Source organism: Phycisphaerales bacterium AB-hyl4 (genome assembly GCA_041821185.1).
GTDB lineage: Bacteria > Planctomycetota > Phycisphaerae > Phycisphaerales > Phycisphaeraceae > Natronomicrosphaera > Natronomicrosphaera hydrolytica.
In genome coordinates, this window is record JBGUBD010000006.1 from 1 (window position 1) to 12,689 (window position 12,689).

Below are 12,689 nucleotides of genomic sequence, written 5' to 3' on the forward strand. Positions count from 1 at the left end.
GTTACGGCAGTAATGAAAACAATAGGGATGAGCCATCAGACTCGGGCTCTGTATAGGAGGCTGAAGCCCACGGCGTGACGCCGTGGGCTTCGAGGGTGCCTGAGAGTCATGTCTGATCCGCAATTACACCGCATCGCGGTCGACGCGTTCGATGTCCGCGCCGAGTTGTTGCAGGCTCAGCTCCATGCGTTCATAGCCGCGGTCGAGGTGATAAACACGGTTGATCGTCGTGGTCCCTCGTGCCGCGAGGCCGGCGAGCACCAGCCCCGCCGAGGCACGCAGATCGCTGGCCATCACCGGCGCGGCGATCAGCTCACGCACGCCTGACACGAGCACGGTTGGCCCGCTGCGCACCATGTCCGCGCCCATCCGCGCCAGCTCCGCGACGTGGAGAAAACGGTCGGGGAAGATCTTTTCCGTGATGATCGAATTGCCGTCCGCCAGGCAGAGCAGCGCCATCATCTGCGCCTGAAGGTCCGTCGGAAAACCGGGGTGCGGCTGCGTCACCACATGTACGGGCTGCAGGCGGCGCTGCGTGGCGATACGCACACGATCATGCAGGCGGTCTTTGCTCACCGCGCCGTTGCCGTCGTCCGGCTCGACTTCGATGCCCACGAACTTCAATCGATCGAGCAGCGCGGTCAGCGCCAGCGTCGGGAAGTTTTCCAACACCACGTCGCCGTTGGTGATCGCCGAGGCGATGACGTACGTGCCCGCTTCGATGCGGTCGGGCAGCACGGCGTGGTCGGCGCCTTTAAGTGACTTCACGCCTTCGATGGTGATGCGCGGCGAGCCTGCGCCGGTGATCTTTGCGCCCATCGCGTTGAGCAGGTTGGCCAGGTCTTCCACCTCCGGCTCGCAGGCGGCGGACTCGATGACGGTCGTGCCCTTGGCGAGCGTGGCGGCGCACATGACGTTGGCTGTGCCGAGCACCGTCGAGCCGTTGGGCCCGCCGAGGAACAGGTGGCAGCCGACGAGTCCTTCGCTGGGGGTCTCGGCGACGATGTAGCCTTCGTCGAGGCTGATGCGAGCGCCCAGGGCGCGCAGGCCGCGCAGGTGCAGGTCGACCGGGCGATCGCCGATCGCACAGCCGCCGGGCATCGACACGCGGGCCTCGCCCCGCCGAGCGAGCAGCGGCCCGAGCACGCAGATGCCCGCGCGCATGGTCCGCATGATTTCGTAGGTGGCCTGCGAGTTGGTGTCAGCCGAGGTGTGCAGCTTCAGCGAGCGGTTGCCTTCGCCGGTGCGTGTGACTTCACAGCCCAGCGAGGTCAGTAGCCGACCCATTGACCGGATGTCCGCCAGGTCGGGCACGTCCTGCAGTGTGATCGGCTTGTCGCTGAGCAACGCGGCCGCCATCAGTGGCAGGCTCGCGTTTTTCGAGCCATGCACACGAAACGTTCCGCGTAGCCGTTTACCGCCATGAATTACGAATGCGTCCATGCGGTCAAGTTGTCGCAGATTCCGCCCCGCGCGGCAAGCCCGCCAACGTCGGCGGCCTTACTCGTCCGGCTTGAAATTCAACGACACCGAATTGATGCAATATCGCAACCCCGTCGGCTGCGGCCCATCTTCAAAGACATGGCCCAGGTGTCCGCCGCAGCGTTTGCAGAGCACTTCCACGCGGTTCATGCCGTGGCTGGTGTCGCGTTGCAACTCGATATTGTCGTTGTTCGCCACATCGTAAAAGCTCGGCCAGCCGCAGCCGGACTCGAACTTCGTGCCCGAGGCGAACAGCTCCGCGCCGCAGGCGATGCAGACATACGTGCCTGTTTCGTCGTGTTCGTTGTATTGGCCGGTGAACGGCCGTTCCGTGCCCTTTTCGCGGACGACGCGATACTGCTCGGGCGTGAGCTGCTCGCGCCACTGGTCTTCATGTTTTTCGATATCGCGTTGCATGGGCGGGGTCTCCGTGATCGTAATGCGAGTCAGGCCGAAGTCGAGTTTGGTGATCGCCTGTGACGCGGCCGACGTTGTCGCCGTCGCCGCCGTCGTCGAGGCCTGGCTGTGTCCCGTCGCCTCGACAGGCGCGGCAGTCGAGCGGGTGTCGGCCTCGCAGGCCGGCAGCACCCCGACGGCAATGATCAACAGCACATACGCGTTCAGCCCGAAGCGACGCCGACGGAAGTTAATCATGGCGGAACCTTTTGCTGCCGGTTTTTCGCCGCCGCACCAGTGGGGCGTGATACACTCAACCAGGGGCCCGGGGTTTTTATTCTAGGCGGGGTGCAGCATGTTCCAAACGCTCGGCCAACGGTTACGGCAATTACAGGTCATCCTGCTCGTCGGCCTGCTGCTGACGAGCCCGGCAAACGCCAGCCAGCCTGACGCCAGCGAGCTACTGCAAGGTCGGCCGGTTTTCTCCGGCGTTCAGTGGGTCGACCCCCGCCTCGACGAAGCGCTCTACCCCGTCAACATCAACAACTGGTGGGGCCTGATGAATCGCCAGGGCGACCTGGTCGTCTATCCCCAATTCGACTGGGCCGACTACACATGGGACGGCCGTATCCGCGTCGTCCGCGACGAACGCACCGGCTTCATCAACGGCGCAGGCGGCTGGCTGACCGACCCGATCTACCCCTACGCCGACCGTTACGCCGATGGGTATGCCGTCATCGGCGACGGCGAACGGTTCGGCTATCTCGACAAGGCGGGACGCGTGTTCCTGCCGATTGAGCTCGATGGGGCGCTGCGGTTTCAGGAAGGCATGGCGGCGGTGCAGCAGGGCGATCGCGTCGGCTACATCGACCGCCGGGGCGAACTGGCGATCCCGCTCGCCTTCGCCCGCGCCCGCTCGTTCCACCAGGGCAGGGCGGTCGTGCAGTTGCCCGAAGATGGCCCCAACCCCGGCATGCTCGGCTATATCGACAAACGCGGTGAGCTGATCTTCGCTGACACGCAGGGCGACTTCTCACACCTGGGCGATTTTCACGACGGCCTCGCTCGCGTCCGCGTGCATGGCAAGTGGGGCTACTTCGATCGCAGCTTCCGCTTGCGCATCGAGCCCAGCTACGAGCAGGCAGGCGACTTCCACGACGGCCTCGCCCGCGTGATGCGCGACGGGCGATGGGGCTATATCGACAAGGCTGGCCGACTGGTTGTCGACACGCGATACGACGACGCCAGCGACTTCGCCGACGGCCTGGCGATGGTCGGACTCGGCGACGAGCACGGCTACGTCAACCGCATGGGCGATCACCGCATCGCACTCCAGTTCAATCACGCCCAACCGTTTTTCCGCAACCTCGCACGCGTTTCGATTGACAACAGCTTTGCGTATGTCGACGTGTCCGGCCGAGCGGTGTGGGACCCGCGCGCTCCGCTTCGACAGATCCGCAACCGCACCACCCGCCTGCGGGCCGACCCGGAGTTTCAATATCTGCGCCGTTACCGTCGCGGCGCCGTGCCCCCGCCGCCGCAGCGTGCGCCGATGCCCGAGCCCTACCCGCCCGATCACGAGTATGAGCCGGAGCTGCCCCGGCCGCCCGTGCCGTGACGGTGATGTCACGCGACGTCATGCCATGTCATGTCATACCACGCGATGCGCGCAAAAAGACGCCCAGCCGGACGACAAGGTCATCAACAGCTGGGCGTGCGGGGTGGGGCTGGGTTGTAGTCGATTAAATCATCATCATAGCGACAAAGCTGTCGCGACGCCATTGATCACCGAAGCGATGCGCACCGAGTCGTGCACATGCTCTTCACTCAGGCCGTGCTTCTTGATGCTCGCTTCGTGGGCGTTGACGCACATCTGGCAGCCGGACAGGGCGGCACATGCCATCGCGAACAGTTCGAAATCGACCTTGCTGGTCGCTGGCTGCGCCATCCGCGACATGCGCAGGCGGGCCGGCATCTTGTACGCTTCCGACTCGATCAGATGCCGAAAGCGGTAATAGGTTGTATTCATCGCCATCAGGGCCGCGGCGGCTTTGGCGTCTTCGATGACATCTTCGCCGACGTCCGCCGCCTTCGCGTCCGCGAGCAGCGCGTCGCTGAGTTCCTCGCATCGCACGAAGTATGCCGACGCCAGCGCCGTGCCCCAGACCTGCGATTGGGTGAGCTTCTCCGGCCGAAGCACGGATTGGAGATTCAGCCGTAGATCCTTCGCGAGGTCCGGCAGCTTGTCTCGCAGCGCGTCGATGGCAGGGGTGGTGATGGTGTCACTCATGGGAAATCCAAATTTAGTGATCTGGCGATTTGGTGATCAGAAAGACAACACGTATGTCGTCTTCGGCGTTCGGCGACTTCACATCGCCAAATCGCCAGATCACCAAATCACCAAATAAAAATCACACTTCCAGGTACGGGTCGCCCGACTGCCAGTTGCAGGGGCACAACTCGTCCGACTGGATGCCGTCGAGCACGCGGAGCGTTTCTTCGACGCTTCGGCCGACGCTGAGGTTGTTCACAGTCACCCACTGGATCACGCCTTGCGGATCGACGACGTACGTCGCTCGCAGGCAGACTGTCTCGTTCGGGCAGAGCACGCCCAGTTCGCCCGCCAGCTTCTGCGCCGCCAGCAGCGGATACTGCAAGTCGCGCAGGTCGTCGTGGCTCTTCCGCCACGCCTGGTGCGAAAACTCGTTGTCCGTGCTCGCGCCGTACACCACGGCGTCGCGGTCGGCGAAGTCCTTCACCTTCTTGGAAAACTCCACCAGTTCCGTCGGGCAGACGAACGTGAAGTCCTTGGGATAGAACACGAACACTTTCCACTTGCCTTCGTGCGTGCCGCTGTTGATATCGACAAGGTCTTCCTTCTCAAGGCCGACGCACGCTTTGCAATTGAATTCCGGGAACTTTTCGCCAACGGTCAGCATGAGTTCATACCTCTCTCGCCTTCTCAGGCGGGTTCACAAAAAACCACAAAAATTTTGTTCGGAAACACCAACAATGCGGGATGCCGCCGCAAGACGGCACGAGCCATAGATTAGAATCTTTCCAAGCAATGTCAAGTCAAGGAAAATGCTTTTTCAGGCAAAGCCCACGGATGTAGCGCAGCGAATCCGTGGGGCAATCCGTGGGGGCGCGATCACTCCGCGTGTTCCAGAAACCGCGTTAACCCCGGCCGAAACACGACCTTGTCCTCCACCACGACAAGCTTTTCATCCAGGAACATCTGCACCGCCTGCGAGAGCACTCGGCTTTCCAGTTCGACGCCCTTTTTCCGCACGTCCGACGCCGAGTCTTTGCCCACGTCGATGTGGAAAACGTCCTGCAGGATGATGGGCCCTTCATCGAGCGCTTCAGTTACGAAGTGCGCGGTGCACCCCGTCACGCGCACGCCCTGCTCCCACGCCTGGTGGTACGGCCGAGCGCCGGGGAAGTAAGGCAGCAACGACGGGTGAATGTTGATGATCTTGTATCGAAACGCTTCGACCATCTGCGGGGGCACGATCTGCATATATCGGGCCAGCACGACCAGGTCGGCGTCCATCGCCTTGAGCTGCTCCAGCATCCATTCGAAGTGTGCGCCCTTATCCGTCGCAGTTTTGTACGCGAACGGCAGGCCCGCCGCCTTCGCCACCGGTTCGAGGTCCGGGTGGTTGCCCAGCACGCCGACCAGTTCGCCGCGGTAGTGGCCCGCCTGCCAGTCGTCGATGAGCTGTTTCAGGCAGTGGGGCTCTTTGCTGACGAGCACCGCGACGCGCTTGCGTCGACGTTGATCGTGCAGCGACACGCGAACGTCCATGCCCACATCCACGCCCAGCTTCAGCAGGCCGGTGATCAACTCGTCCAGCGACAGGTCCAGCTCGACCAGGTCGACGAGCATGTCCATGAGAAACTGGCCATGCGCGACCTGCTGTTCCAGGTCGAGAATGTTCACGCCATGTTCCGCCAGGTACGTCGCGAAGCGTGCGACGACGCCTTTCTGGTCCCGGCCGATCACACTGACCACTGCTTTGACGGGTGTTGCCATGCCACATCTGCTCCTGTCTTGACACAAGCCGAGGGCTGAGCCACGCCAAGCCTCGGATCGCCGGTGATTGTACTGTCATCGTCGGCTTCCTGAACGTCGGCGTCCGATCCGCTAAAATCGGGCTTCTATTCGCAACACCCAACCTTGAGACACCAGACCATGGCAGAACAAAGTTTCGATCTCGTCGTCATCGGCGGCGGCCCCGGCGGGTATGTCGCCGCGATCCGCGCCGCCCAGCTTGGCATGAAAACCGCCTGCGTCGAGCGCGACAAGCTCGGCGGCGTCTGCCTCAACTGGGGCTGCATCCCGACGAAGGCGCTGCTCGCCGGCGCGGAGTTCTACCATCACCTCAAGCATGAGGCCGACGCCTGGGGCATCGAAGCCGACAACGTTCGCCACAACTGGGAAAAAGTCATCGGCCGATCGCGCAACGTCGCCGGCCAGATGAACAAAGGCATCCATTTCCTCTTCAAGAAACACAAAATCACCCACTTCGAAGGCCACGCCCACATCCCCAAGCAAGGCGTTATCGAAGTCTTCGGCCCGGAAGACACCAGCCGCAAAGGCAAGGCCAAGGAAACCCTCAAAGCCAAGCACATCCTCATCGCTACCGGCGCAGGCCCGCGCCCATTGCCTGGCGCGGACTTCGATGGCGAGACCGTCATCTCTTCCAAGGAAGCCATGGCACTCAAGAAGCAGCCCGAGAAGCTGTTGATCATCGGGGCCGGCGCGATCGGGATGGAGTTCGCCTACTTCTACAATGCCTTCGGCACGGAAGTGACGGTCGTTGAAATGGTCGACCGCCTGCTGCCGATCGAAGACGAGGAAGTGTCCAAGGCCATCGCCCGCGCGTTCAAGAAGCAGGGCATCAAGTCCTACACCGGCCATAAGACTGAAAAGATCGAGCGCACCGACAAGGGCATCAAAGCCCACATCTCGCCGATCGATGACAAGGGCAAAGCCAAGCCGTTCACGCTTGAGGCGGACAAGGTCATTGTCGCCATCGGCGTGAAAGGCAAGTACGACGGCCTGTTTGATGACAAGCTCGGCATTGAGATTTTCAAAGACCACATCAAGGTGGATAAGAAAACGTACAAGACCAGCGTCGACGGCATCTATGCGATCGGCGACGTCATCGGCCCGCCGTGGCTGGCCCACGTTGCCAGCGAAGAGGCGATCGTCTGCGTTGAGAAGATCGCCGGCCATGACGCGGACGACATTGATTACAGCTCGATCCCGGGTTGCACTTACTGCAACCCGCAGGTCGCCTCGCTGGGCCTCACCGAACAGGCGTGCAAGGAGCAGAAGCTCGACTACAACGTTGGCAAGTTTCCGTTCACCGCGTCGGGCAAGGCGCAGGCGCTGGGTAACGCTGAGGGCTTTGTGAAGCTCATTACCGACAAGAAGCATGGCGAAATCCTCGGCGTGCACATGATCGGCGAAAACGTCACCGAGCTCATCGCGGAGCTCGGCCTGGCGAAGAAACTCGAAGCCACCGCCGACGAGGTGATCGCAACGATTCACGCTCACCCCACGCTCAGCGAAGCGGTGCACGAAGCGGCGTTGGGCACGGACGGACGGATGATTCACTTTTAATGATCGACCCTGCCGACGCGCGGTCCGCGGTCGACGTTCACAGCAAACCTGATACGAGAAAGTCGAGCCAACCATGAGCCAGCCTGTCCAATGGGGCATCATCGGCAGCGGAGCCATCGCCAAGGCGTTCACCACCGCGTTGACGCAGACGGATGCGGGCGAGCTGGTCGCTGTGGGTAGTCGGGCGAAGGCGTCGGCGAAAAAGTTTCTCGATGAGAACAACGCCGGGCGAGGCACGGCCCACGGCAGCTATGAAGACCTGCTCGCCGACGGCAACGTGCAGGCGGTCTACATCTCCACGCCACACCCGTTCCATGCGGCGTGGGCGATCCGCGCGATCGAAGCGGGTAAGGCGGTGCTCTGCGAGAAGCCGTTGGCGGTGCACCACGCGCACGCGATGGCGATGATCAACGAGGCGGCTGAGCGGCGAGTGTTTTTCATGGAAGCGTTCATGTACCGCTGCCATCCGCAGACGATCAAGCTGGTGGAGCTGATCCGAAGCGACGCGATCGGCGAGGTGCATCTGGTGCAGGCGAGCTTCGGCTTTCAGGCGGGCTTCAACCCTGATAGCCGAGTGTTCAACAACGACCTGGCGGGCGGGGGCATTCTCGACGTGGGCTGCTATCCCGTTTCGTTCGCTCGGCTGGTGGCGGGCGCGGTGGATGGCAAGCGTTTTGCCGACCCGGTCGACGGCACGGGCTCGGCGGTGTTCGCGCCGACCGGCGTCGACGCGCGGGCGGTGGGCACGCTCCGCTTTGCCAACGGCGTGCTGGCGGAAGTGGCGACGAGCGTCACGACCAATCTCGAAAACAAGGTCCGCATCTTCGGCGACAAGGGGCATATCGAAGTGCCCAACCCGTGGACGCATGACCGCACAAGTGGCGGCGCGTTCGAGCTGCACGTGCGTCGCAAAGGCGCTGAGCCGGAGACGGTCATGGTGACGACCGATCGCACGGCGTATGCGTATGAGATCGAAGTGGTCGCGCGGGCGCTCGCGGCAGGCGAGTTGCAGGCCGAGGCCCCGGCGATGGACTGGGCCGACTCGCTGGGCAACATTCAAACGCTCGACCGCTGGCGTCGCGCGGTGGGCCTGGTCTACGAGCAGGAAAAGCCCGAACGCCTCACCACGCCGGCACACGGCCGACCGCTCAAGCGATCAAGCAACGCGCCGATGAAGCACGCCAGCATCGACGGCGTCAAACAGCCCGTGTCACGGTTGATCATGGGTTGCGACAATCAGATGACGCACACGCACGCGGCGGCGATGTTCGACGCGTACTTCGAACGCGGGGGCAATACGTTTGACACGGCGTACCTCTACGGCGGCGGCAAGCAGGAACGGCTGCTGGGCTGGTGGCTGAAGGCACGCGGCGTGCGCGATCAGGCTGTGGTCATCGGCAAAGGCGCGCATACGCCTTACTGCACACCGCAGGGCATTACGGACCAGTTGAACGAAACGCTCGACCGCCTGGGCGTCGACCATCTGGACATCTACATGATGCACCGCGACAACCTTGAGGTGCCGGTGGGTGAATTCATCGACGTGCTCAACGAGCATCACAAGGCCGGCCGCATCGGCGTGTTCGGCGGCTCGAACTGGTCGATCGAACGTTTCGAGCAGGCGAACGCGTACGCCCGCGAGCAGGGCAAGCAGCCGATGACGGTGTTGAGTAACAACTTCAGCCTCGCCCGCATGGTCGACCCGGTCTGGGTCGGCTGCATTGCCGCGAGCGACCCCGAGTCGCGTGCGTGGCATGAAAATACGCAGACGCCCAACCTTGCCTGGTCCAGCCAGGCCCGCGGCTTTTTTACGGGGCGGGCGGACGTGCCTGCGGAGGAGCAGTCGGACAAGGATCTCGTGCGCTGCTGGTACAGCGATGACAATATGCAGCGTCGCGAGCGGGCGATCGAACTGGCGAAGAAGTACGGGGTGTTGCCGATCAACATCGCCGCGGCGTATGTGCTGTGTCAGCCGTTCCCGAGCTTTGCGCTGTTCGGGCCGCGCGCGTTGGAGGAGATGCGGACGAGTCTGCCGGCGCTGGATGTGGAGCTTTCGCCGGATGAGTTGGCCTGGCTGAACCTGGAGACGGCGGACGTGCCGGTGTGAGGGGGAGGTTTCTAGTTTCTAGTTTCTGGTTACTGGTTTTTGGTTTTTGGTTTCTGGTTGGGGGAACCCACGGATTCGCTGCGCTATATCCGTGGGCTTTATCGGTTAGTGGGGATCGTTCCGGTCTTTAGGGCATCTTTCGTGTATGCTCGCGTTGCAATCCCCGCTCACGGGGCGATAATGCAGGGATCGGGCCGTACGAGAGCATAAACCCACCCGTTGCGGCCGAGGCTGCCGAAGATGCTGAAATTTCTTGTTTACGACAATGGCAAGCCCGCGGAACGCTGGCGTTTGCGCAACGCCTACCTCATCGGCGCCGACGGCAGCGCGATGCGTGGCGAGGTTCGCTACGAAGACGGGCATGTCATCTGCGAAAAGCGTGAGGCCGGCTCGTGTGCCCTTGCGCTGCAATACCCGGTCAAGGGTCTGGGTGAGATGACCATCCAGACCTGCCTGCTGCCCGAGCGGGTCGAGCCGTACCTGCTGACGCTGGAGCTTGCCCGGCATCGGCTGATGACGCTTTACACGAAGCTCGAAGACTGGGGCATGTTCGAGCTGGACAGCGAGCACGTGGTCACGAAGCGGACGGAGAAGAGCCGACAGCTGTTCGTTGAAGCGCTCAGCCAGCAGGGCGAAGACCCTGCCGAGGCGGACCGGATGGCCCACGAATGCCTCGCCGCGTCGCTGGACGGCAGCGAAGAGTTGGCACTGGCGCATTCGGAGTTGCTGCTGAATCGTCGGAAGAACAGCGCCAACGGGCCACGCTGCCCGCTGGGTTGTGGGGTGGACCTGGCGCAGACGCAGGACCTGCTTCGCGCGGGGTTGCTTGCGAATTTCGACTTCGTGCAGATGCCCATGCCCTGGCGAGCGCTGGCGCCGGAGGAGGACAACTACCGCTGGCAGGTGATGGACAACTGGATGCAGTGGGCCAGCCGGGCGCGGTTGCCCGTGGTGGCCGGGCCGTTGATCAGCTTTGACCCGGCGAACCTTCCGGATTGGCTATACATCTGGGAGCACGACTACGACACGGTTCGCGACCTGGTGTACGAACATGTGGAGCGTGTAGTCAAGCGGTACAAGGACCACGTGAGCGCTTGGATCGTCGTGTCGGGCCTGCACGTGAATACGCACATGAGCTTCAACTTTGACCAGCTCATGGACCTGACGCGGATGACGACGTTGCAGGTGAAGAAGCTCGCGCCCAGTGGCAAGAGCATCATTGAGTTGCGTCAGCCGTTTGGCGAGTATTATTCGGGCAATCCTCGCTCGATTCCGCCGCAGATGTATTCGGACTTGCTGGTGCAGTCGGGGATCAACTTCGACGGGCTTGGCGTTCGACTGGCGATGGGGCAGGCGGTGTCGGGGCAATATACGCGGGACCTGATGCAGATCAGCGACCTGTTCGATCAGTATGCGGGGTTTGGCAAGCCGGTGCATCTGACGCTGGCGGCGCCGAGCGAGCCGGTGACGTCGATGATGATCGCCCAGCCGGAGGCGAGCGAGCCGGCGGATGATAATGCTGGTCATTGGCGTCGGCCGTGGTCGCCGCTGGTGCAGAGTCACTGGCTGGAGGCGGTGTTGCAGATCGCGGTGAGCAAGCCGTTCGTGGAAGCGGTGGCGTGGCAGGACATCATCGACCACCCGCGGATCGACCTGCCGCTGTCGGGTCTGGTGAGCGAGTCGCTTCAGCCGAAGGGGTCGTTCAAACGGCTGGTTGCGTTTCGGCAGAACCTAAGCCAGCAGCACGCCGCCGCGGCCGCTGTGCAGCCGGACCCGGTCGGGGCTGCCACGCCGGATACCGAGGCCGAGGCTGCGGCCAGCAAATCGGCGGACGCTCCGGACGACCGGGGCGAGCACATCTGACCGTTTGGCTCATGCCCCACATGACCAGGCCCTCGTCATGCCCAACAGCCCTGCCGAGCCTGCTGCCGACGGACCCCGCTGGCGGTACTTGCCGCCGATCGTGGTCGGCCTGCTCGTGTCGGCCTGGCTGAGCCTGGGGTTGGCCTATCACCGCCAGCCCGCGACCGCTGGCGATCTTACGCCGACGCCGTCGGACTACCGTGTTCATCTGAATGATGACGATGCGATCCAGCTGCAACTGCTGCCGGGCATCGGCCCGCGGCTGGCCGATCACATTCTGGTTGATCGGCAGCAGGGGGGGCGATTCGATCGCCGGGAGGCGCTGGAGCGGGTCCACCGCATTGGTCCACGGACGGTGGAGCGGATCAAGCCATGGATTACGCTCGATCCGCTTCCACCGACTGAGCCTTGAGTCGGCGTCAGGCAGCCGTGCCCTGCTGACGGACTTCCAGTTCGCTGGCGCGTGGGAAGAGGATGCTGTTTTCCTTGTGCACGTGCAGGTGCATGTCGTGCTCCAGTTCGGCCAGGCCGTCCAGCATGGCGCGGAAGGTGTTGCACGCGCCTTCGGGCGGGGTGAAGTCGGCGGTGAGCTCGCGCATCTTCGCCAGCGCGTCGCCGGCCTGATCGTGTTCGTGTTCCATCATCCGGATGGGATTGCTCAGCCCGCCGCAATGGTTGGCCGCATCGGCCTCGCCGGCTTCGAGCTGGCGGATCATCGGGAACAGCACGCGCTCTTCCTTGAGCATGTGGGCGTTCAGTTCCGGCACGAAACCGTTGAAGACGTTGCGGAGGCTGATCAGCCATCCGTACGACTGGCCGTGCACGTTGGCGACCTTGTCGACCATGGCGGTGAGCCGAGGCAGCTCGCGGCGGAGGTAGGCGTGGTGGGTCTGTTCAATGTGGTCCGCCAGCTCGGTGAGCGGGGCCTGCGTCCAGTCGCGCGAGGTTTCACGGCCGACCTGTTGTTCGGTGGCGCTTAGCAGTTTGGCCACCGTGTTGGCGTCGAGGCCATGCTTCTGGCACGCGTCGGCCAAGGGTTGCTTGCCGCCGCAGCAGTAGTCGATGCCCAGACTCTCGAACAGCCGCGATCGGCTGGGGCGGTCGGCAACGAGTTGGCCGATGGTGGTGTTGATGTCGATGGCGGTCATGGCAAGTCTCCGGGGGGTAAAGGTGCTCAAGAGCGTGTTTGCAAATAAAACGCGGGGG

General features: G+C 63.1%; 11 protein-coding genes. 5 read left to right on the forward strand and 6 right to left on the reverse strand.

What is annotated here, in order from left to right:
• Positions 1–123: 123 nt before the first annotated feature.
• A complete protein-coding gene (gene murA, locus ACERK3_10530; GenBank protein MFA9478731.1) occupies positions 124–1,443 on the reverse strand; it encodes a UDP-N-acetylglucosamine 1-carboxyvinyltransferase in 1,320 nt (439 codons plus the stop codon).
• Positions 1,444–1,500: 57 nt separating this feature from the next.
• Positions 1,501–1,899, reverse strand: coding sequence for a peptide-methionine (R)-S-oxide reductase MsrB (msrB, locus tag ACERK3_10535; protein ID MFA9478732.1), 399 nt, complete (start codon positions 1,897–1,899; stop codon positions 1,501–1,503).
• A gap of 334 nt (positions 1,900–2,233) precedes the next feature.
• On the opposite strand from msrB, the gene ACERK3_10540 reads away from it, so the two are divergent.
• Entirely contained in the window at positions 2,234–3,496 is a 1,263-nt protein-coding gene (locus tag ACERK3_10540; protein MFA9478733.1) for a WG repeat-containing protein, read from the forward strand.
• 135 nt (positions 3,497–3,631) lie between these two features.
• Here the strand turns inward: ACERK3_10540 and ACERK3_10545 are convergent, their stop codons facing one another.
• From ACERK3_10545 to ACERK3_10555, 3 genes are all read right to left on the reverse strand, one after another.
• Complete coding sequence (locus ACERK3_10545; GenBank protein ID MFA9478734.1) at positions 3,632–4,168, reverse strand: carboxymuconolactone decarboxylase family protein; 537 nt, start codon at positions 4,166–4,168, stop codon at positions 3,632–3,634.
• Positions 4,169–4,289: 121 nt separating this feature from the next.
• Entirely contained in the window at positions 4,290–4,817 is a 528-nt protein-coding gene (locus ACERK3_10550; protein MFA9478735.1) for a peroxiredoxin, read from the reverse strand.
• Between the two features lie 212 nt (positions 4,818–5,029).
• The gene (locus ACERK3_10555) at positions 5,030–5,917 is read right to left on the reverse strand and encodes a formyltetrahydrofolate deformylase (GenBank protein ID MFA9478736.1); all 888 of its coding nucleotides are present in this window, start codon (positions 5,915–5,917) and stop codon (positions 5,030–5,032) included.
• Between the two features lie 159 nt (positions 5,918–6,076).
• Here ACERK3_10555 and lpdA point away from each other — a divergent pair, with 159 nt between their 5' ends.
• The 4 genes from lpdA (at position 6,077) to ACERK3_10575 (ending at position 11,895) form a co-directional block, all read left to right on the forward strand.
• Positions 6,077–7,513: a dihydrolipoyl dehydrogenase gene (gene lpdA / locus ACERK3_10560; GenBank protein MFA9478737.1), complete on the forward strand. Its 1,437-nt coding sequence runs from the start codon at positions 6,077–6,079 to the stop codon at positions 7,511–7,513.
• Positions 7,514–7,586: 73 nt separating this feature from the next.
• Entirely contained in the window at positions 7,587–9,620 is a 2,034-nt protein-coding gene (locus ACERK3_10565) for an aldo/keto reductase (GenBank protein ID MFA9478738.1), read from the forward strand.
• Positions 9,621–9,860: 240 nt separating this feature from the next.
• A complete protein-coding gene (locus ACERK3_10570; GenBank protein MFA9478739.1) occupies positions 9,861–11,483 on the forward strand; it encodes an endo-1,4-beta-xylanase in 1,623 nt (540 codons plus the stop codon).
• Between the two features lie 37 nt (positions 11,484–11,520).
• Entirely contained in the window at positions 11,521–11,895 is a 375-nt protein-coding gene (locus ACERK3_10575) for a ComEA family DNA-binding protein (GenBank protein ID MFA9478740.1), read from the forward strand.
• 7 nt (positions 11,896–11,902) lie between these two features.
• On the opposite strand, the gene ric is transcribed toward ACERK3_10575, so the two are convergent.
• Entirely contained in the window at positions 11,903–12,631 is a 729-nt protein-coding gene (gene ric / locus ACERK3_10580; GenBank protein MFA9478741.1) for an iron-sulfur cluster repair di-iron protein, read from the reverse strand.
• Positions 12,632–12,689 lie beyond the last annotated feature (58 nt).